This is a genomic window from Ensifer sesbaniae (assembly GCF_013283665.1).
Classification (GTDB): domain Bacteria; phylum Pseudomonadota; class Alphaproteobacteria; order Rhizobiales; family Rhizobiaceae; genus Ensifer; species Ensifer sesbaniae.
The window spans coordinates 882728-903330 of record NZ_JABEKU010000001.1; the positions used below are offsets into that span (position 1 = coordinate 882728).

The following is a 20603-nucleotide window of genomic DNA, read 5'->3' on the forward strand; positions in this document are numbered from 1 at the left end:
GGACAAACATGAAGGATGTCTGAATGTACCAGTTTTCCTATGCCGAGATCATGGAGGACGGCGTTGCCGACTCCAAAAATCGAGAACGGCAGGTACTCGATCGCTCGATCGCGCTCATGGAAGCAGCGAAACAGCAGAAAGGGTATTCGAGAGAGGCCATCGAGGCCATCTACTTCACCCGGCGCCTGTGGATCCGTTTCATCGAGGACCTGCGCGCTCCGGAAAACCAGCTCAACGAAGAGTTGCGCGCCAATCTGATTTCGATCGCCATCTGGATACTCAACGAGACGGAGAAGATCCGCAAACGCGAATCCTCCAACTTCCAGGGCATAATTGACATTACCACCATCATCAGGGATGGACTGAAATGAAGAGCACACTGCGTATTTCGCTGAAGTCGGGCGAACGGATCTTTGTTAACGGCGCGGTGCTTCGCGTGGATCGCAAGGTTGCGGTCGAATTCCTGAATGATGTCACCTTCCTGCTCGAAAACCACGTGCTGCAGCCGGAAGATGCAACCACGCCGCTGAAGCAGCTCTACTTCATCGCGCAGATGATCCTCATCAATCCGGAAGGCGCGGAACAGTCGACCGCCATGTTCCGCAAGTCGATCGTCATGCTGCTCAACTGCTTCAAGAACGAAGAGGTCCTGGCCGAGCTGAAGCGTGTCGACGGTCTCGTCACCAACGGCCGCGCCTTCGAGGCCCTGAAGGCGATCCGCGGCCTGTACCCGATCGAAGACCGCATCCTCAACACGCAGGAAATCACGCCGGCGACGGTCGAGCAGATTCGCAAGGAAATCGCACCATGGCGGTAAGCGGCGTCAACAACAACAGCTACACGCCGATCGTTTCCGGCCAGGATTCGGGCGGCGACGCCGCCAAGGCATCGCTCAACTATGAGAGCTTCCTGAAGCTGCTCGTCGCCCAGATGAAGAATCAGGATCCGACGCAGCCGATGGATGCGACACAGCAGATCGCCCAGCTTGCAACCTTCTCGCAGGTGGAGCAGACGATCAAGACGAACAAGAACCTCGAAAGTCTTCTGCAGCGCACCTCGCTCAGCGAAGCGGATGCCGTCATCGGCCGTACCGTCACCAGCGAGGACGGCAAGACCACTGGCGTGGTTAAGGAAGTGAAACTATACTCCGACGGAATCATTGCGGTGCTCGATAGTGGCAAGGAGCTCATTATCGGCCCGGGCGTCAAGGTGAAGTGACACATCCATGAATGAGGCGGATGCCCTCGATATCGTACAGGCCGCGATCTGGACCGTGATCGTGGCCTCGGGCCCCGCCGTTCTCGCCGCCATGATCGTCGGCGTCGTCATCGCCTTCATTCAGGCGTTGACCCAGGTCCAGGAAATGACCCTTACCTTCGTCCCGAAGATCCTTGCGGTCATGATTACCGTCGCGGTGTCCGCACCCTTCATCGGCGCCCAGATCTCCATCTTCACCGATATCATCTTCTCCCGCATCCAGTCCGGCTTCTGACCGTGCAAGGCGCGAGGCGATCCCAACATCTCGCCCCGTGAAACCCTCGCGCAAGCTTGGGCCGTTATCTCCGTTCCCATAGTGGGGCAGCGCGTGTGAATGCTGCCTTGTTCTCATGATGAGACGGACGAGACATGGCACAACAGGCAGCGCTGATCATCCCGAAAGTGGCACCGAAGGGCCGGGACGTCGGCTTCGCGCTCGGGATCGTGGCGATCCTGTCGATCCTCTTCCTGCCGATCCCGACCTTCATGATCGACCTGGGGCTGGCCTTCTCGATTGCCTTTTCCGTGCTGATCCTGATGGTGGCGCTGTGGATTCAGCGCCCGCTCGAATTCTCGTCCTTTCCGACGATCCTGCTGATCTCGACCATGGTGCGGCTGGCGCTGAACATCGCCACGACCCGCGTGATTCTTTCGCACGGTCATGAAGGGCACGGTGCTGCCGGCGGCGTCATTTCCGGCTTTGCCAGCCTCGTCATGTCCGGCGACTTCGTCATCGGTCTGATCGTCTTCCTGATCCTCATCACCGTGAATTTCATCGTCATCACCAAGGGTGCGACGCGTATCGCCGAAGTCGGCGCGCGCTTCACCCTCGATGCGATCCCCGGCAAGCAGATGTCGATCGACGCCGACCTCTCGGCAGGCCTGATCGACGAGAAGGAAGCGCAGCGCCGCCGCCGCGAGCTGGAGGAGGAGAGTTCCTTTTACGGCGCGATGGACGGTGCCTCGAAATTCGTGCGCGGTGACGCGATCGCCGGCCTCATCATCACGGCGATCAACATCTTCGGCGGCATCATCATCGGTTATCTCCGCCACGGCATGCCGATCGGCGAAGCGGCCGACGTCTTCGTCAAGCTGTCTGTCGGTGACGGTCTCGTCTCGCAGATCCCCGCCCTGATCGTATCGCTCGCCGCCGGCCTGCTCGTTTCGCGCGGCGGCACGGCCGGCTCGACCGATCAGGCGGTCGTCGGCCAGCTCGGCGGTTATCCGCGCGCGCTGATGGTTGCCTCCGGCCTCATCATTCTCCTGTCCGTCGTTCCCGGCCTGCCTTTCCTGCCTTTCGCCGTGCTCGGCGGCGGCATGGCGTTCCTGAGCTGGCTCGTACCGCGCCAGATGGAAGCGGCGAACGCTGCCCGCCGTGCCGAGGAGGCCGCCAAAGCGCAGCAGACCAAGCAAGGTGAGGCGGATTCCGTCAAATCGGTGCTGAAGACCGCCGAGATCGAACTTCTTCTCGGCAAGCAGGTCTCGACCCGCCTGCTCGGCGCGCACCAGGAGCTGGCCTTCCGCGTCGGCAAGATGCGTCGCAAATTCGCCGGGCAGTACGGCCTCGTCATTCCGGAGATCAAGGTTTCCGACGACATCAGCATTCCGGACAAGGCTTACCATATCCGTATCCACGGCACGACGATCGCGTCGAATACCGTGCGCGTCGGCGAAGTGCTTGTGGTGACCGGCGGCGGCCGCCGGCCGAGCGTGCCGGGCGACGAGATCCGCGAACCCGCCTTCGGCATGCCGGCGGTCTCGATCCTCGAAACCTTCACCGAAGACTTGAAGCGCGAGGGCTTCCATCCGATCGACAACGTCTCGGTTGTGCTGACGCATTTGAGCGAAGTCATCCGCAACAACCTGCCGCACCTGCTTTCCTACAAGGACGTGAAGGTGCTGATCGAGCGTCTCGATCCGGAATACCGCAAGCTTGCCGACGAAATCTGCACTTCGCACATGTCCTATTCCGGCCTTCAGGCCGTGTTGAAGCTGCTGCTTGCCGAGCGCGTCTCGATCCGCAACCTGCACCTGATCCTCGAAGCCGTCGCCGAGCTTGCGCCGCATGTGCGCAAGACCGAGCAGATCGTCGAGCACGTGCGCGTGCGCATGTCGCAGCAGCTCTGCGGCGATCTTGCCGACAACGGCGTGCTGCGCGTGCTCAGGCTCGGCAACAAGTGGGACATGGTCTTCCACCAGGCACTGAAGCGCGACGCCAAGGGCGAAGTCGTCGAGTTCGACATCGACCCGCGCCATCTGGAAGAGTTCAGCGAACAGGCGACCAAAGTTATCCGTGAACATCTCGATCGCGGCATGCCCTTCGTACTGGTAAGTTCGCCCGAATCCCGCTCTTATGTTCGCATGATCATCGAGCGTCTCTTTGCCACTTTGCCCGTGCTCTCGCATGTCGAGCTTGCCAAGGGCCTCGAGATCAAGATCATCGGCTCGATTTCATGATCACCGACCCGGAGGGCACGGTGCTGGCGCTGTTCGCGGCCTTCTGCCGGATCGGCGGCTGCATCATGATCATGCCCGGGTTTTCTTCTGCCCGTATTCCGATGCAGGTCCGGCTGTTCATCGCGGTTGCCGTGTCCATGGCGATCCTTCCGGTCATGTGGACGGACATCTATCCGCAGGTGACCGGCAAGGGACACACCTATATCTACCTGATCGCCGCGGAGACGGCCGTCGGCGCCGTCATGGGGCTCGTTGCGCGCTATTACGTGCTCGGGCTGCAGTTCGCCGGCACGGCGATCACCATGTTGATGGGTTTCAGTCCGCCGCCCTCGTCGGACGTGATCGAGGACACGCCCGAGAACCAGTTGACCAGCCTCATCAGTTTCGCCGGGCTGATGGTGCTCTTCATGCTCGATTTCCATCACGTGATGATCGAAGCGATCGTGCAATCCTATCGCGCCATGCCGATCGGCACCGCCTTCGATCCGCAGGGCGTGCTGATCACGCTCACGGATTCTCTGGCGCAGACCTTCATGATCATGTTGAGGCTCGCGAGCCCCTTCGTCATCTACGGTCTGCTCTTCAACGTGGCGATCGGCATGGTGAACAAGCTTGCGCCGCAGATCCCGATCTACTTCATCTCGCAGCCCTATCTGATCATGGGTGGCCTGTTCCTGCTCTACCTCGGCATCGCCGCGATGCTGCGCCTGTTCGGCGACGGTTTCGCGCCGGTGATGCAGGGAGGATAGCGAATGAAGACGCGTTCGCAGAAGCTCAAGCGCCTGGTCGCCGTCCAGCGCCATCTCGAACAGATGGCCGAGGCCGACTATGTCGAGATGGTGCGGCAGCGCGAAGTGCTGGCCGAGACGATCGACGTGGTCGTCGACGCCATGGGCTCGGCCCACCCGATGCACCGCATGTTTTCCGGGCACTATTCCTCGCAGGTCGGGCGCCTCGTGCAGAAGGACCAGATGCTACTCGGCATCCAGCAGACGCACGAAGCGCGGATGCTGAGGGAGCGGGCAAAGGCCGATCGGCTTGAGGAAAACATGAAGGAAGCGCGGCAATCCGAAGAGCGCGAAGAGGCCGACAACTCCATCTATGACCTGATCGATCAACACCTTACCGGACAGGCGCCAGCTTCCGGTAAGGTTGACGGGCGATAGTACGCCATCCGGGGATGCTCCGACGGTGGAGCGATGCCGGTCCGACTATTGCTTTGTGCATCGCCGCCGGTCGATGCAGGCTCGATCTTGAGGGGATTCGTCATGGCCATCTCTCCGCCCAGCGACTTGGTGATGGATGTCGTGCGCGCCGCCGACCCGACCGAAGTGCAGGAAGCGCAGGCGCGGTTGAAGGCTAATCGCGCCGCGTTCAAGGCGACGAGCCTTGCGGAGAATGGCAACGGGTTTGCCGCCGCCGTCAATATCCTCAATTCTTCCGAAGGGTCGACCGGGCTCGGCGACATCAACAATCGTGTCGAGCAGAAGAAGATTCCCGAAACCTATCGCAAGTTCGAGGCCATGGTGCTGCAGAACTTCGTGAAATCGATGTTGCCGACGGACAGCGAAAACGTCTTCGGCAAGGGGACGGCCGGCGACATCTGGAAAAGCATGATGGCCGAACAGATCGGTGACGTCCTGTCGAAGAACGGCGGGATCGGCATCGCCGATCAGTTGGCGAGCGGCAGCGCGACAGACCGGGTCCAGGCCTCGCTCGACGGCAACAGCCGGAACCTCGCCGCAAGCCTCGTGCAGGAATACGAGCGCAAGACGCTGACCGGCTTTGCGACCGACGACAAGAACAAGCGGGCCTAGAGCGGAATGAGGAAAAGTGTATGCGGCTTTTCGCCCGCATCCCGCTCTAATTCATAGGAATCGATCATGTTTATGATTTGGGCCGATCCGACCCAAATCATCGTGATCCAATTGGGAGTTGATTGATGGAAGCTGTGGCATCCAATGACGTCCGGATCCAGAACGTGCTCGGGCGACTGGAAATGATCCTCGACAACGAGAACAGCCGAATCGGCATCGACCCGGAATTCGACATCAAGACGTCGAACGCGCACAAGAGCCGTTGCCTCTACGAACTGACGATGTTGCATCGCGACATGCAGCCGGGAGAGACCTCGTCGACTTTCGCCTCGCACGCCCGTCATCTTCGCGACAAGCTGGCGATCAACTCGCAGAAGGTGGAAGCGCATCTCGAAGCGGTGCGTTCCGTCGTCGATCTCCTGAAGACCGCCGCACAGGATGCCGATGCGGACGGCATCTATTCCGAAGCGCAGTTCCGCTATAGCGATTTCTGATGCTGAAGCTCATTCTCACCGGGGTCTGGGTCTGCGCGGTCACGCTTGGATCGGTCTATTTCTCGATGCAGAGCGCCTCGGCGCCCGCCGTCCCGGACGGCGAGGCCGCCCGGCGCGCATCAGAGCAATATGTTCCCGGTGAGATGATCACCATTCCGGTCATCAGGGAAGGCTCCGTCCAGGGCTATTTCCTCACCAAGCTTTCCTTCTCGGCGACCAAGGCGGGGATCAACAATCTTCGTGCCCCGCTCCGGCAGATGGTCACCGACGAGCTCTACGATCTGCTCGTCGGCTCGAAGTTCATCGACGTTGCCGATACCGGCACCTTCGATCTGCCGACTTTCAAGACCACGGTGAAGGATGGCCTGAACAAGAAGCTCGGCGAAGAGGTCATTACCGAGGTACTTGTCGAGCAGCTCGAATACCTCACCAAGGACGACGTCAAGCGCGTCGCCAACAGCCAGAACGTGCCGCGGCAGAAGCCGGTTCCGATCGTCGACAAGAACGGCAATGTTGCCAGCGACAAGCTGCCGGAAGGCGCCGTCAAGGCAAGCAGCACGCATTGACCGGAGAAAAGCGGGCGCTTGGCCGCTCGCTTTCCGATCTCGATCATTTCCTTTTGACGTTACGAATTCTGGAGGGAAGCCGTTCCGGGCTTTCCTGCAAACGCTGTTCGGAACCCTGCTTCCGTCAGTTTTTCTCAGGGTTGCGGTACTGTTCGTTGACGAGGCCGAACTCTGCCATCAACCGGCCGAGTGCCACATAGAAGTGGTAGAGCCCGGCGCCTGCCAAGCCGCTCTTGCTCCAAAGCTCGAGGCCGCGCGGGACCGATGCACCGAGCAGTGCCAAGGATTTGCCGAAGGTTTTCATTCGCCCGCGGAAGCTCGGGTCGCGCCGATGTTCGAGCATCGTCGAGATCGCGCCGTTGCGCAGGCTGCGCGCGCGAATCCAGGATGCGCTGGTTCGGCGTGCCGGCACGGTCTCGGCGACCCAGGCATCGGCAGCCCAGGCGAAGCAGAATCCCTGTTCCTTGCTCCGGCTGTAGAAATCCGCGTCGCCGCCGCCGATGAAATTGAATGCCGGGTCCAGGAACGGCCGCGGCATGGTGTCGAGCACGGGCCGGGTAATGAGCACGTTGCCGGAGGAATAGAGGATCGGCACCGGCCCGGTCGTATCATAGTGGGGCGTGAAAACCGGATGGCGCTTCCATTTCTGCCCCCCGTCACCCTCGAAGACCGGGAGTTGCGGCCCCCCGACCATGTCCGCCCCCGTCGTTTCCTGTACCGTGATGAGGCAATCGAGCCACTCGGGTGCCGCAATCTCGTCGTCATCGATGATCGCGATCGCCTTGAGATTCGGATAGGTCTCGAGCGCCATCGACCAGCCGGCATTGTAGGCATGGCAGTTGCCGCGCTGGTGCGCGACGATGACGATCGATTCGGATGGATGGCCCAGGAAAAAGTCCTTGGCGGCCTGAGCGCCGGCCAAGCCTTCATCGTCGTTCTCCACCACGACGGTGGCAAAGGAGACGTCAGGCCTCTGGGAAACAATGGTTTTCAGCGTCTTGACGACGTGTTCGGGCCGGCGGAACGTCGGCAGCACGACGACGATTTCGATGTCGCCGGCATCTTCCAGTTCTGTCCGGAAATAGACGGAAATGTCCTGGCCGGTCGACGTCATGGCGAAACCTGTGCAAGCAAAATTGACGGTCAATACAACAAATCTTCCTAAACAGATGCTGAACCCGTCCGGCGGATTTTGAAAGGGGGCTTTAAGTGCTCTTTCACCTCATGCTGCTAAGGAAGTGCCCAGCTCCATTCATGACGTGTGGCAAAATGCATCTTGTCCTGGTTTCTTCGCTCGTTCCCGTCGCCAATCCGGCGTCCGGATTCGACATCGCCAACCGGGCCGTGCTTGACGGTCTGCGTGCGCTCGGTCACCGGGTCACCGTCATTGGTTTTCTCCAGCCGGGACGCACGCCCGCGCACGATTGCGAGATGCATCTCCTCGGCGAGCTCGAGGTCACCAATGCCCGGGTCGGCACGCTTCAGAAGCTGCGCTGGCTCGCGACCGCCTTCCTCAACCGCACGTCGGTTTCATCCGGCAAGATGCTCACGGTATCGGCAAACCGGATTCAGTCGATCCTCTACAGCCTCGCCCCGTTCGATGGGCTGGTGCTCAACTCGGTGCAATTGCCGGCTGCATTCGCGCAGGTCTTCCGACCCTATCCGTCGATCTATGTCGCGCACAATGTCGAGGCGGATTCCGCTTTCGAGAACGCCGAGCGGGCAAAGGGAACCATCGAGCGCTTTCTCTTCCGGCGCGAAGCGCAATATCTCGAACACTACGAGCAGCACCTGGCGCACAATGCGGTCGCCGTCTGGACTTTTGCCGAGGCGGATCGTTTCGGCTTCGGCCGCGCCGTCAGTGAGCGGGCCTTCGTTCTGCCGCTGGTAACGGGTTGGGGCACGCCGATGGCCCCGGCCGGCGAACCGGATCAACACCCCGGTCACGATCTCGGCCTGATCGGCACGTGGAGCTGGCGGCCGAACAGGCTGGGCCTCGACTGGTTCCTCACCGAGGTTGTACCGCATCTGCCGGAGGACATGTCGATCGCGATCGCCGGTCAGTTGGATGGCGTGCCTTCGGTCTCTCACCCGGGCGTCCGTTTCGTCGGGCGGGTGCCGGAGGCGCGAGCCTTCATAACCGAAAGCGCGGTCATCCCGCTCATCAGCCGCGGCGGCACCGGCGTGCAGCTGAAGAGCCTCGAGACCTTTGAACTCGGCATGCCCTGCGTGGCAACGCAGGCGTCGTTGCGTGGCATCGATGCGGTTCCCGACAATTGCTCCGCGGCCGACGATCCCTCGGAATTCGCGCGGCTTCTGGTCGACAAGGTCGCAAGAGCGCGTGCCGGCGACCGTCAACGTCTCGACGGCTCGGCCTTCCATCGTGCCCAGAAAGTGAGACTGATGCGGGTGATGCGCAATGTGCTGGTGGGCTTTGCGCCTGCGAGCGCCGCGGAGGGGCCGTCGCCACCGCCGGACTTGACGGTCCATGAAGGGGGGCGGTCGTGACGAAGACCGTTGCCCTAAACAACGTTTCTCTGTCGCGGCGTCTGATCCTCGGAATGCCGGTCGTCGATCTCGGTTGGGCGAAGGCGTTCGCCTTCGCTGCCGAAGCGCTTTCGCGGCCGAGCGGGCAAACGGTCCTCGCCTTCCTCAATGCGAACAATGCCAACCTGATGATGCGTGACGCGGAGTACCGGGCGGCGCTGGCGCGCCAAGTGGTCTTTCCGGATGGGCACGGTGTCGATATCGCTTCCTATCTTTTTTACGGCCGCATGTTTCCTGCCAATCTGAATGGCACGGACTTCGTGCCGGCATTGCTGACCTATGTCGAGAGGCCGCTGCGCATCGCGATGATCGGTGCGCGGCCGAAAGTGCTCGCGCGCGCCGCCGAGAACTTTCGCGCGCATGCGCCGTGGCACGAGTTCGTGCCGGTTTCGGATGGCTTCTTCGACCGCGAACGGTCGCGGGAGATTCTCGCTGAAGTCCGCGCGTCGAAGGCCGATATCCTGTTGGTCGCGATGGGCAGTCCGGGCCAGGAGAAATGGGTCGATGCCCATGTCGGCCCCCAGGATGCCCGGCTCGTCATCACCGTCGGTGCGCTTTTTGATTTCGTTGCGCAGGAGTTTCCGCGGGCGCCGAAATTCCTGCGCCGGCTGCGGCTGGAATGGTTCTTTCGCCTGGCGATGGAACCGCGGCGCATGTGGCGCCGCTACGTTCTCGGAAACCCGCTTTTCCTGTGCCATGTCCTCTGGCACAAATTATCGGGACGTTCGCGCGATACGATCGCCGACACCAGCCTTCGAACGGGAACATCGTGAACGGTCAGACCATGCGCACTGCGGTTGTCACAGCGTCCTATGCGAACGATTTCGAGCGGTGCCGGCTCATGTGCGAAAGCATGGACCGCAAGCTCCAGGGCGACTGGAAGCACTATCTGCTGGTCGCCGACTTCGACGTCGCGCTCTTCCGGCAACTGGAAGGGGCGCGGCGGGTGGTCGTCAGCGAGCGCGATCTGTTGCCCTGGTGGTTGCATCCGGTCACGGATCCCTTGTCCGCCGGCCGCAGGAAAGTGTGGCTTAGTCCTTTCGGCCTGCCGCTGCGTGGCTGGCACGCACAACAGCTTCGTCGTCTGGCGCTCGCGCGCCATATCGACGAGGCAACGATGTTTGCGGTCGACTCCGATGTCGTCTTCCTGCGTCCCTTCGATCCCGCCAGCCTCTGGCACGCGGATCGGTTGACGCTCTACCGCAAGGATGGAGCGATCGACGCGCATATGCGTTCCAACCATCTCGCGTGGCTCGCCCATTCCGACCGCCTTCTCGGCATTGGTCCCTATCGGCTGCCGGCCAACGACTACATCAACACGCTGATCGGCTGGCGCACGGACACGTGCCGGAAACTGCTGGACCATATCGAGGCGCGGCACGGGCGGAACTGGGTGCGGGCGATGACACGCACGCGTGCCTTCTCCGAATGCACGATCTATGGCCGCTTCGTCGACGAGGTGCTCGCCGGGGAGGGGCATGTGCCCTCCGATGCCGCGCTCTGCCACGTGCTCTGGTTCGAGGACAGTTACCGGCAGGACCTTGCCGGCCTCAGGGATTTCCTGAAGGACATGGCGCCCCACCAGATCGGCATCGGCGTTCAATCCTTCGTCGGGCACGACCTCGACGACATCCGCCGGGCGGTCGTCGAACTCGCCGCCTGAAGTTCGGCGGCGTCAGATGACGCGTTCGGCCGGTTTCCTGAGTGCCGTGTAGGTCAGCGCGAAAGACAGGGCGTAGAGCGCCAAGAAGATCGCGTTGAGCGTCGGCGCCCATGCTGCAACGTCCGTCGTTGTCCGCAGCAGCAGCACCAGCAGGGCCACCTTGACCACACCGGCGATCAGCAGGTTGAGCATGCGCCGCACCGTCCGGCCCGTCGCATAGAGCAGTTCGGAGTGATATTCGATCAGGTTGCGGAACGAGGGAACGAGAAGGACCATCGCGACGATCGGAGCGGCGGCAGAGACGTTGTGGCCGAGGCCGTTCGGGAAGATCCATAGATAGAGAGCCATGATCGCGATTGCCGCGAGCGAAGCCAAGGCCACCAGAAGTTCGATCGACAATCTGGTCCGCCAGCGCGCGATCGCCTCGGGCGTGCGCATGATGCGCTGGACGAGCAGGGTATTGAACGACCTGACCGGCAGCGCCGTCAGGTCGGCAAGCCGCATCAGGATGGCATAAAGGCCGGAGACTGCCGGACCGCCGATGGCAAGCACGGCGATCTTGTCGAATTCCGACTGGATGTAGAACAGCACCTCGGCACCGGCGACCGAGACGGAATCCGCCCAGCGCCGAAAATAGAGCCTGGGCTTCCAGCGCAGCCGGACGCGAGGGTAGAACCATAAAAGCGCCACGGCGAGGCCAAGCGCATTGGCGGCCAGGTAGAAATAGGACCATGCCTCAAGCGTCTTCCAGGATAGGAGAGCTAAGAGCGATGCGGCGCCGGTGCGGATCGCCGTGCCGATCACTACGAGCAACGCCCCACGGCCGAAGCGGCCGAGGCCGTTCAGCACGATGACGGCGGTTTCCAATCCGCGCCAGCAGATGATTTCGGCCAGCATGAAGGCAGAAAAGGCGCTCGCCGTCATGTCCTGGGAAAACAGGGCGACAAAGGTAACCGCACAAATGGCGGCAATCAGCGGCAGCGAGATCACCGCGCCGACGAGGAAGCCGGCGCTGTAGGTTCCGACCAGCAGGGGCTTTACAGTCGCGACCCGATAGAGCGGCGACATGAAGCCGAAGGCCAGCACGCGCGAGATCATGATGCCGGCTGCCGATGCCGTGGCAAAAAGACCAAAATCGGCGATGGCAAGCGTGTTCGCGACGGCGATGAAGTAGACGAGCGACAGCACGAGCCGCCCGGCCGAACCTCCGGTCATGGAGAGGTAGGCGTGGATCAGCGCCCGGTGGCGGAGGTAAAGCGCTTTGACGCGATGAGGCACGGCCGACGTTCCAATAGCGCGTTTTCCTCGGGGGCGATGGACGCGCTCTATCTCTTTGTTTTTACGCAGTTCCGATGCAGGGCCTGCAGTGCCTTCTACTGGAACGGCTCTCCGTCGACGGTCATAGCCGGGAAAGCTTAATAAGGCGTGAGATCGGCCTGGTTGCACCCGCTGATCTGCCGAAATTAACCATTTGTTTTCCATGTTTGCTTAGCTTGGCTTCACTATTCGGAATTCGCCGTCTCGGCAGCCGCGGGATCAGTCATGTTCGACATCGACGACGAGAAACGCCCGGTTCCGCGTGCATCGTTGCTCGACTTCGTAGCCGAGGACACGCGCGGTTCCCCGCGCGCGCAAAAGCCTCGTGCGGCCGGCGCGTCCGCGGCCAATTCTTCTTTGCGCAGTCGCCTGCCCTCAGCCGATGGCCCGAGCGGCCGGGCCGGCGCGCGGGACACGAACCGTTCCGCGGCGCAGCCGACCAGCGGCGGGAAAGCTCTGAAGGGAAGCAAGGGATCGGCCAAGCATCGCCGCGCCTTGAGCGGCATGGGTGACAGGCTGGTACGATGGTTGGTCGACAGCCGATCGGACAATACCCAGGCGACGGCCGCGCCCGCCGCTGACGCACCGGGTGACCGTCCTCTCGTCGATATCGAGACGGTCCTGCGCTCCGTCTGGCAGCTTCGCAAGATCATCATTGCAACGACTGCGCTCGGTGCCGTGGGCGGCATACTGCTCGCGCTTTCGACGCCCAGCGTCTACGTCTCCGAAAGCAAGCTCTACATCGATCCGCGCGAGGTGCGGCTCACCGATTCCGATCTGTCGAAACAATCATTGGCGACCGAAGGCATTCTCGCGCTCGTCGACAGCCAACTGGAAGTGCTGCGCTCACGCACCGTCATGGAGAAGGTCGCAGCCGGCCTCGACCTCGAGAAGGATGCGGAATTTGCAGGCAAGAGCGGCGGCGACGCATCCGCCCGTATGCTGAAGAAGCTGAGCGAAGCGATCCAGGTCTGGCGCGACCCGAAGACCTTCATCGTCACGGTCGAGGCACAGACGCGTGATCCCGAGAAGTCGGCGCTGATCACCAACCGGCTGGTCGAAACCTTCCTTGGCGAGGAAACCGCAGCGCAATCCGGCTTCTTCCAGAAGACGACGGTGGCGCTGGACGCCCGCATCAAGGAATTGAAGGCCGAGCTCGATGCGGCCGAGAAGGCAGTCGAGGACTATAAGGCGACCAACGACATCGTCGGCGCCGGCGGCGAGTTGATCGCCGACAAGCAGCTGCTGAGCCTCAGCGACCAGGTGGCCGCCGCCCGCAACCGCATCGCCGAAGCAAAAGCGAAGGCGGAAGCCTCCGGCAAGGTGCAGCTGAACGACGTTCTGACCGGCGCCTATCCGGAGGAAATCAACTCGCTGGCACTGTCCGAACTGCGCAAGCAATATGCCGCGACCAGGGCGCAGCTGAGCGCGCTTGATGCCAGCCTCGGGCCACGCCATCCGCAACGGATCGCAGCCCAGCAGGCGCTCGAAGCCTCGCGCTCCGAAATCGCCAATGAACTGCGCCGCATTGCGGCCGCGGCCGGAACCGAGCTCGATCGCGCCCAGCGCACCGAACAGGACCTGATGCGGCAGCTTGCCGTGCAGAAGGCGCGGCAGATCGATTCCTCCGCGGAATTCGTCGAACTGCGTGAGCTGCAGCGGAAAGCCGCGGCAACCCGCGAAATTTACGAATCCTTCCTGAAGCGCGCCGGCGAAACGCGCGAAGAGGAAAAGCTGACGGCGAAGAACATCCGGGTGATCTCCAGGGCCGAGCCGGCGTTGCAGGCAAAAGGCCCCTCGCGCAAGATCATCGTGATTGCCGCCACGATGGCTGGCTTCTTCGCCGGCTTCGGCCTCGGAGTGCTGCTCGGCATCTACCGCAGCATGCGCGGTTTGTTTGCCGGCCCTGGTGCAGGGCCGCAGCGCGATCAGGATCCGGAGCCACCGGAGCCGGAGGGTGATCCCGAGCCCTCGCAACGCACACAGCCGCTGTCCGAGCCGGCGTCCGCCAAGTCCGATCTTCCGCCGCAGTTCAGCCCAGCGGCGCATCATGCGCAATCGCTGACGGCGGCTTATGCCGCCGCCCGTCGCGGCGAAGCGGGCGGCTCTACGCTGCGCTCACTGCCGTATGCAGAAGCCGAGAGCGATATTGCCAAGGTGCAGGAAGACCTTCGCGCGCTGAGGTCCCGCGTCGAGCATTACTCCCGCCAGAAACTGGCGCGTGGCTAGGACATCCTGGAGCATGGGCTCAATCACTTCGCAAACGTGCCGAGAGCGTGCTCTCATGCCTTTGAGCGAAACGAAACTCGCCTCTCACCTGTGAAAGGAAATGTCGCCAGGCGGAGCGAAACGAACGCCAAGCGCTCCATCGCCTCTTGCATTTATGCGTTTGGGACAGCATAGGGCGCTTTGAGGCCATCGCCTTTTCCCGGGCGAACTAGAGTGTGCCCCGTGAACAGGAAGCCAGGAGGAACATGCTGTGACGACCGTGATTGATGGCAAAAAAGTCGCCGCTTCGGTCATCGAGACTGTGAAGGCCGCGACCAAGGCGCTCGAGACGGATGCCGGTGTTCGCACGGGTCTTGCCGTCGTGATCGTCGGCGACGATCCGGCAAGCCACGCCTATGTTTCATCGAAGAGCAAGATGGCCAAGGAGTGCGGATTTCTGTCGATCCAGCACACCCTGCCGGAGGCAACCACGCAGGAAGAGCTCGCCGCCCTGGTTGCGGAGCTCAATGCGGATCCTTCCATTCACGGCATTCTCGTGCAGTTGCCGCTGCCGAAGCACCTGAAGTCCGAGCCGATCATCCAGTCGATCCTGCCGGAGAAGGATGTCGACGGCCTCCACGTCGTCAACGCCGGCAAACTCGCGACCGGCGATCTCGAAGGCGGTCTCGTCTCCTGTACGCCGGCCGGTGCCATGGTCTTCGTGCGCCAGACCCACGGCGAGGACCTCTCGGGGTTAAATGCCGTCGTCATCGGTCGTTCGAACCTCTTCGGCAAGCCGATGTCAGCCTTGCTTCTCGCTGCCAATGCGACCGTGACGACGGCCCATTCGCGCACCAAGGACCTGGCGGCCGTCTGCCGCAATGCCGATATCCTCGTTGCCGCCGTCGGGCGTCCCGAAATGGTGAAGGCCGACTGGGTGAAGCCCGGCGCGACGGTCATCGATGTCGGCATCAACCGGGTGCCTGCGCCGGAAAGGGGCGAGGGCAAATCCAAGCTGGTTGGCGACGTGGCCTTCGCCGAGGCCGCCGAGGTGGCGAGCGTGATCACGCCGGTTCCGGGCGGTGTCGGCCCGATGACGATTGCCATGCTGATGGCGAATACGGTGATTGCCGCCTATCGCAAGGCTGGCCGCAAGCCGCCACGCTTCTGATTCTGCTTTACAGAGAAAATCGAGGCGCGTCGCGATTGCGGCGCGTTTTCATTTTTGCGGGGCCGGCCCGGTCGACGCGCGCACGATGAGCTCGGCGCGCCAGAGTTCCTGTTCCGGATACTCGCCACGCTTCAGGATGCCGCCGATCAGCCGTGTGGCGATCCGGGCTCCGGCGGCGCGGAGCGACGAGCGCGTCGTCGTCAGCGGTACGCTGAAATTCTCGGGCTTCAGCATCGGCAACACGTCGTCATGCGCGATCAGCGAAATGTCCTCGCCGATCTTCAATCCCGCCTGATTGATCGCCCGGACGGCGCCGAGGGCCAACACCGTACTTGAACACAGAACTGCCGTTGGCGGCTGTGAATGCTGCAGAAAGCGCTGCATGCTGCGATAGCCGTGTTCGTCCGTCATCAAGGAATGCTGGACCAGCGCTTCGTCGAGCGTGAGGCCGTGTTCGGAGAGTGCCCTGAGCATTCCCTTCTGACGGCGGATGGAGAAGGTCAGATATTCCGGGCCGTTGATCAGCGCGATCCGCTGATGCCCGAGCTGGATGAGCAGCCGCGCCGCGTCGTAGAAGGCGGCCGTATTGTCGATGTCGAGGAAGGGATAGTCCCGGCTTTCGCCGATCGAGCGGCCATGGACGAGAAAGGGGATCGACAGCGACTTCAGCATGGCGATCCGCGGGTCGTTGGCGCGCATATAGGCAAGAAACAGGGCATCGACATTGCCGCTCGCCGCCAGCCGCCGGAACGTCACTTCTTCGTCTTCCGGTGCGCTCGGATTGAGCACGAAGTGGAAGTCGTGCTTGACCGCCTCTTCCGCAAGGCCCGCCAGGAACTCGCCGAAATGCACGTCGGAATCGATGCCGGGTGCGATCGGCATGACCATGCCGATGGAATAGGCCTTGCCTGTGGCCAGCCGCTGGGCGGCGCGGTTGGGCCTGTAGCCAGTCTCGCGCGCGGCCTGGAGCACGCGCCGGCGGGTCTCGGCATTGACCTCCGGATAGCCGTTCAGTGCCCGGCTGACCGTCGTCTGCGACAGGCCGAGCAGTTCCGCAAGTTGCTTGAGATTGACCGCCATGGTCAGGATTTCCTCCCAAAGCGCTTTGGATATCCGTATGATTTTTGGTGTTTGGTTCCCAGCGCCGAGGATTTGTGTAGCATCCGTTTTTCGAGCAACAAAGCGGAATTCAACCATTGCGCGGTGCAAAATGTTACCGCAAAGCACAAATTCGTCGCATCGGGGACAGGGATGGGAAAGCTCTTGACTCCTGGAGTGTCGCAATGGTTTGTTAGCGAACTCAAAGCGCTTTGAATTTTTGCGCATTGTCGTCTGCCCGGCGGGATCCGGGTTCATCTTGGGAGGAGAAGGACGTGAAGAGATCATTGCTGTTGGGCGTGGCGGCGTTTGCCCTGTTTGCAGGAACCGCCGGCGCCGCGGACCTCAAGTTCAAGCCGGGTGAAGATAACAAGTTCAACTGGGCAAGCTTCGAGGAATTCAAGAAGGGCCACGACCTCAAGGGTCAGACGTTGACCATCTTCGGTCCGTGGCGCGGCGAGGACGAGGCTCTGTTCAAGAGCGTCTACGCCTACTTCACCGAGGCGACCGGCGCGGAAATCAAGTATTCGTCCTCGGAAAACTATGAGCAACAGATCGTCATCGACACACAGGCCGGCAGCCCCTCCGAAATCTCGATCCTCCCGCAGCCGGGTCTGATCGCCGATCTCGCCTCCAAGGGCTACCTGACGCCGCTTGGCGACGACACCCAGAAGTGGCTGCTCGACAACTACGCCGCCGGCCAGTCCTGGGTCGATCTCTCGACCTACAAGGGCAAGGACGGCAACGCCGCGCTCTATGGGTTTCCCTACAAGATCGACGTGAAGTCGCTCGTCTGGTACGTGCCGGAAAACTTCGAGGACGCCGGCTACGAAGTGCCGAAGACCATGGAAGAGCTGAAGGCGCTGACCGAGAAGATCGCCGCCGACGGCGGCAAGCCCTGGTGCATCGGCCTCGGTTCCGGCGGCGCGACCGGCTGGCCGGCGACGGACTGGGTGGAAGACCTGATGCTGCGCACGCAGCCGGCCGACGTCTATGACAAGTGGGTCAAGAACGAGATCCCGTTCACCGATCCCGCCGTCGTCGGCGCGCTCGACGAATTCGGCTGGTTCGCCAAGAACGACAAGTTCGTCGATGGCGGTGCCGCAGCCGTTGCCTCCACCGACTTCCGCGACAGCCCGAAGGGCCTCTTCGCCTCGCCGCCGAAGTGCTACCTGCACCACCAGGCATCGTTCATCCCGTCCTTCTTCCCGGAGGGAACGGTGATCGGCGAAGACGCCGACTTCTTCTACATGCCGCCATACGAGAGCAAGAAGGACCTCGGCAATCCGGTGCTCGGCGCCGGCACGCTGGCGATGATCACCAAGGATTCGCCGGCCGCACGCGCCTTCATCGACTTCCTGAAGACGCCGATCGCGCATGAAGTCTGGATGGCGCAGACGAGCTTCCTGACGCCCTACAAGAGCGTCAACGTCGAGACCTACGGCAACCCGCCGCTGAAGAAGCAGGGCGAGATCCTCTTGAACGCCACCACCTTCCGCTTCGACGGTTCCGACCTGATGCCGGGCAAGATCGGCGCGGGCGCGTTCTGGACCGGCATGGTCGATTTCGTCGGCGGCAAGTCGTCCGCCGACGTCGCCGACGGCGTCCAGAAAGCCTGGGACGCCATCAAGTAACACAACCGATGACGGGCGGCAGAAATGCCGCCCGTTGCCGACCCGGGCACGCCAGTGCGGGACGGGGAAAATGTATGCGGTTTTCCGTTCGCTTCCCGCTCTCAACCATGAGAAGTGGCGGGCCCCAATGAGAACGGCGACAATCGCCAGCCCTGCACGTGATCGTGCACCGAGGGGGAGGGACATGTCATGTTGTTTCAGCTTGTGAAGGCTGCAGGATTCATGCTGGGCGGGGTCATCGGCTGTGCCGCCTATTTCTGGGGAACCAGTTTCATTCTCGACCTGATCTTCCCGTCGAAGGGGAAATCCGGCGCGATTGCGTCGCGAAACCTGCGTATCACCAACGCCATCCGCCCGTGGCTGTTCCTGGGGCCGGCGCTCCTTGCGCTGACAGTGTATCTTATCTATCCCGTCTTCATGTCGCTCTGGTACAGCGTTCATGATCGCGCGGGACAGAACTTCGTCGGCGCCAGCAATTATGCCTGGATGATCAACGACGGCGAGTTCCGCCAGTCGATCTACAACAACTTCCTCTGGCTGCTGGTGGTCCCCGCGCTCGCAACCTTTTTCGGTCTTATCATCGCTGCGCTGACCGATCGTATCTGGTGGGGCAATATCGCCAAGACGCTGATCTTCATGCCGATGGCGATCTCCTTCGTCGGCGCCGCGGTCATCTGGAAATTCATCTACGATTTTCGCCCCGAGGGTGCCGAGCAGATCGGTCTGCTGAACGCCATCGTCGTCGCCTTCGGCGGCGCCCCGCAGGCCTGGATCACGCTGCCCTTCTGGAACAATTTCTTCCTGATGGCGATCCTTGTCTGGATCCAGACCGGTTTCGCCATGGTCATCCTGTCCGCGGCGCTTCGCGGCATTCCCGAAGAAACGATCGAAGCGGCCGTCATCGACGGCGCCAATGGCTGGCAGATCTTCTTCAAGATCATGGTGCCGCAGATCTGGGGCACGATCGCCGTCGTCTGGACGACCATCACCATTCTGGTTTTGAAGGTCTTCGATATCGTTCTCGCCATGACCAATGGCCAATGGCAGAGCCAGGTGCTCGCCAACCTCATGTTCGACTGGATGTTCCGCGGGGGCGGTGACTTCGGCCGTGGCGCGGCGATCGCCGTCGTCATCATGATCCTCGTCATTCCGATCATGGTCTGGAACATCCGCAACGCGGCCAAGGAAATGAAGGGGCATTGAGATGAATCCAGCGACACGCTCCCCCCTCATGTGGGTCGTCCACCTCTCGGTGCTGCTGATCGTTGCGCTCTGGACGCTGCCGACCGCCGGCCTGTTGATCTCGTCGCTGCGCGACAAGGATCAGCTTGCCGTGTCCGGCTGGTGGACGGCGCTTTCGACATCGTCGCAGAACATCGTCGTCCGGGCGCCCGGCCCGGACACCCAGGTGGAGCGCGACGGCAAGTTCGTGATTTCCGGTAACCTGCTCGACGGACAGACCGGTCAGATCTCCGCTTTCGGTTTTTCGAGCCGCGAGCCGACCGCCTTCAAGGCCGGCGAAACCGCCGAACTCAACGACGGCGAAAAGCTGACCGTTCAGGCTGACGGCAGTTTCGAGATCGTCTCCGACAAGAAAATAGAGGGTTCACGCGGCCAGCGTATCTTCGTGACCGCGTCGTCGCCGCCACGTTTCACCTTCGACAATTATGCCGAGGTGCTGGGCGCCGAAAACATCGGCCGGTCCTTCATCAACTCGCTGACCGTTGCCGTTCCCGCGACGATCATCCCGATCATGATCGCTGCCTTCGCCGCTTATGCGCTCGCCTGGATGCCGTTTCCCGGCCGGGCGATCCTGATCGCCGTCGTCGTCGGCCTGCTGGTCGTGCCGCTGCAGATGTCGCTGATTCCGCTGCTGAAGCTCTACAACGGCGTGGGTGCGTTTTTCGGTGTGCCGGCCAAGACCTATGTCGGCATCTGGCTTGCGCATACCGGCTTCGGTCTGCCGCTCGCGATCTATCTGCTTCGCAACTACATGGCCGGCCTGCCGCGCGAAATCATGGAATCCGCCCGCGTCGACGGCGCCAGCGATTTCGATATCTTCGTCAAGATCATCCTGCCGCTGTCCTTCCCGGCGCTCGCCTCCTTTGCGATCTTCCAGTTCCTGTGGACCTGGAACGACCTCTTGGTCGCGATGGTGTTCCTGGGCGCGGGGCCTGACGAACTGGTTCTGACCGGTCGGCTCGTCAACTTGCTCGGTTCACGCGGCGGCAATTGGGAAATCCTGACGGCTTCCGCCTTCATCACCATCGTCGTTCCGCTGATCGTCTTCTTCAGCCTGCAGCGCTATCTCGTGCGCGGTCTGCTGGCGGGATCGGTCAAGGGCGGCTGACAAAAGGGACTTTCGACCAAAATG

Annotated in this window: 21 protein-coding genes; 18 read left to right on the forward strand and 3 right to left on the reverse strand. The window is 62.0% G+C overall.

Annotation, left to right across the window (positions count from 1 at the left end):
* Window positions 1–23: 23 nt before the first annotated feature.
* The 10 genes from flaF to BHMPCIPO_RS04325 all read left to right on the forward strand — a co-directional run bounded on the left by flaF (window position 24) and on the right by BHMPCIPO_RS04325 (window position 6591).
* The gene (gene flaF / locus BHMPCIPO_RS04280; RefSeq protein WP_034800744.1) at window positions 24–371 is read left to right on the forward strand and encodes a flagellar biosynthesis regulator FlaF; all 348 of its coding nucleotides are present in this window, start codon (window positions 24–26) and stop codon (window positions 369–371) included.
* The gene (gene flbT / locus BHMPCIPO_RS04285) at window positions 368–817 is read left to right on the forward strand and encodes a flagellar biosynthesis repressor FlbT (RefSeq protein ID WP_173515618.1); all 450 of its coding nucleotides are present in this window, start codon (window positions 368–370) and stop codon (window positions 815–817) included. Before flaF ends, flbT begins: the two co-directional genes overlap by 4 nt.
* A complete protein-coding gene (gene flgD, locus BHMPCIPO_RS04290; RefSeq protein ID WP_173515619.1) occupies window positions 808–1218 on the forward strand; it encodes a flagellar hook assembly protein FlgD in 411 nt (136 codons plus the stop codon). Before flbT ends, flgD begins: the two co-directional genes overlap by 10 nt.
* A gap of 7 nt (window positions 1219–1225) precedes the next feature.
* Window positions 1226–1492, forward strand: a complete 267-nt coding sequence (fliQ, locus tag BHMPCIPO_RS04295) for a flagellar biosynthesis protein FliQ (protein ID WP_043624946.1) — start codon at window positions 1226–1228, stop codon at window positions 1490–1492.
* Window positions 1493–1626: 134 nt separating this feature from the next.
* Window positions 1627–3714 carry a flagellar biosynthesis protein FlhA gene (gene flhA / locus BHMPCIPO_RS04300; protein ID WP_173515620.1) on the forward strand — a complete coding sequence of 696 codons (2088 nt, stop codon included), beginning with the start codon at window positions 1627–1629 and terminating at the stop codon, window positions 3712–3714.
* Window positions 3711–4463 (forward strand): flagellar biosynthetic protein FliR, encoded by a 753-nt coding sequence (gene fliR, locus BHMPCIPO_RS04305; RefSeq protein ID WP_173515621.1) that lies wholly within the window; start codon window positions 3711–3713, stop codon window positions 4461–4463. The genes flhA and fliR overlap by 4 nt, the downstream gene beginning before the upstream one ends.
* 3 nt (window positions 4464–4466) lie before the next feature.
* Window positions 4467–4880: a hypothetical protein gene (locus BHMPCIPO_RS04310; protein WP_173515622.1), complete on the forward strand. Its 414-nt coding sequence runs from the start codon at window positions 4467–4469 to the stop codon at window positions 4878–4880.
* 102 nt (window positions 4881–4982) lie between these two features.
* Window positions 4983–5531, forward strand: coding sequence for a rod-binding protein (locus tag BHMPCIPO_RS04315; protein ID WP_173515623.1), 549 nt, complete (start codon window positions 4983–4985; stop codon window positions 5529–5531).
* Window positions 5532–5656: 125 nt separating this feature from the next.
* Window positions 5657–6025: a hypothetical protein gene (locus BHMPCIPO_RS04320; protein WP_173515624.1), complete on the forward strand. Its 369-nt coding sequence runs from the start codon at window positions 5657–5659 to the stop codon at window positions 6023–6025.
* Complete coding sequence (locus BHMPCIPO_RS04325; RefSeq protein WP_173515625.1) at window positions 6025–6591, forward strand: hypothetical protein; 567 nt, start codon at window positions 6025–6027, stop codon at window positions 6589–6591. Before BHMPCIPO_RS04320 ends, BHMPCIPO_RS04325 begins: the two co-directional genes overlap by 1 nt.
* A gap of 124 nt (window positions 6592–6715) precedes the next feature.
* On the opposite strand, the gene BHMPCIPO_RS04330 is transcribed toward BHMPCIPO_RS04325, so the two are convergent.
* A complete protein-coding gene (locus BHMPCIPO_RS04330; protein WP_173515626.1) occupies window positions 6716–7705 on the reverse strand; it encodes a glycosyltransferase family 2 protein in 990 nt (329 codons plus the stop codon).
* 155 nt (window positions 7706–7860) lie between these two features.
* On the opposite strand from BHMPCIPO_RS04330, the gene BHMPCIPO_RS04335 reads away from it, so the two are divergent.
* Genes BHMPCIPO_RS04335 through BHMPCIPO_RS04345 form a run of 3 tightly spaced genes read left to right on the forward strand, consistent with a single transcriptional unit; the run spans window position 7861 to window position 10801 of the window.
* Window positions 7861–9099 carry a glycosyltransferase family 4 protein gene (locus BHMPCIPO_RS04335; RefSeq protein WP_173515627.1) on the forward strand — a complete coding sequence of 413 codons (1239 nt, stop codon included), beginning with the start codon at window positions 7861–7863 and terminating at the stop codon, window positions 9097–9099.
* Entirely contained in the window at window positions 9096–9911 is an 816-nt protein-coding gene (locus tag BHMPCIPO_RS04340) for a WecB/TagA/CpsF family glycosyltransferase (RefSeq protein ID WP_312032948.1), read from the forward strand. Before BHMPCIPO_RS04335 ends, BHMPCIPO_RS04340 begins: the two co-directional genes overlap by 4 nt.
* A complete protein-coding gene (locus BHMPCIPO_RS04345; RefSeq protein WP_312032949.1) occupies window positions 9908–10801 on the forward strand; it encodes a DUF6492 family protein in 894 nt (297 codons plus the stop codon). Before BHMPCIPO_RS04340 ends, BHMPCIPO_RS04345 begins: the two co-directional genes overlap by 4 nt.
* A gap of 12 nt (window positions 10802–10813) precedes the next feature.
* Here the strand turns inward: BHMPCIPO_RS04345 and BHMPCIPO_RS04350 are convergent, their stop codons facing one another.
* Complete coding sequence (locus BHMPCIPO_RS04350; protein ID WP_173515628.1) at window positions 10814–12079, reverse strand: lipopolysaccharide biosynthesis protein; 1266 nt, start codon at window positions 12077–12079, stop codon at window positions 10814–10816.
* Between the two features lie 264 nt (window positions 12080–12343).
* Between BHMPCIPO_RS04350 and BHMPCIPO_RS04355 the strand changes: the two genes are divergently transcribed.
* Together BHMPCIPO_RS04355 and folD are read left to right on the forward strand one after the other, a co-directional pair.
* Window positions 12344–14347 (forward strand): GumC family protein, encoded by a 2004-nt coding sequence (locus tag BHMPCIPO_RS04355; RefSeq protein ID WP_173515629.1) that lies wholly within the window; start codon window positions 12344–12346, stop codon window positions 14345–14347.
* A 250-nt stretch (window positions 14348–14597) separates the two neighbouring features.
* On the forward strand, window positions 14598–15497 hold the full coding sequence (gene folD / locus BHMPCIPO_RS04360; protein WP_173515630.1) for a bifunctional methylenetetrahydrofolate dehydrogenase/methenyltetrahydrofolate cyclohydrolase FolD: 900 nt from the start codon (window positions 14598–14600) through the stop codon (window positions 15495–15497).
* A gap of 48 nt (window positions 15498–15545) precedes the next feature.
* Here folD and BHMPCIPO_RS04365 read toward each other — a convergent pair whose 3' ends face one another.
* Window positions 15546–16577 carry a LacI family DNA-binding transcriptional regulator gene (locus tag BHMPCIPO_RS04365; RefSeq protein WP_173515631.1) on the reverse strand — a complete coding sequence of 344 codons (1032 nt, stop codon included), beginning with the start codon at window positions 16575–16577 and terminating at the stop codon, window positions 15546–15548.
* A 293-nt stretch (window positions 16578–16870) separates the two neighbouring features.
* Between BHMPCIPO_RS04365 and BHMPCIPO_RS04370 the strand changes: the two genes are divergently transcribed.
* The 3 genes from BHMPCIPO_RS04370 (at window position 16871) to BHMPCIPO_RS04380 (ending at window position 20579) form a co-directional block, all read left to right on the forward strand.
* Complete coding sequence (locus BHMPCIPO_RS04370) at window positions 16871–18229, forward strand: ABC transporter substrate-binding protein (RefSeq protein ID WP_173515632.1); 1359 nt, start codon at window positions 16871–16873, stop codon at window positions 18227–18229.
* A gap of 189 nt (window positions 18230–18418) precedes the next feature.
* Window positions 18419–19432 carry a carbohydrate ABC transporter permease gene (locus tag BHMPCIPO_RS04375; protein WP_376741617.1) on the forward strand — a complete coding sequence of 338 codons (1014 nt, stop codon included), beginning with the start codon at window positions 18419–18421 and terminating at the stop codon, window positions 19430–19432.
* A 1-nt stretch (window position 19433) separates the two neighbouring features.
* Window positions 19434–20579 carry a carbohydrate ABC transporter permease gene (locus tag BHMPCIPO_RS04380; protein WP_173515633.1) on the forward strand — a complete coding sequence of 382 codons (1146 nt, stop codon included), beginning with the start codon at window positions 19434–19436 and terminating at the stop codon, window positions 20577–20579.
* The last annotated feature ends 24 nt before the right edge of the window (window positions 20580–20603 follow it).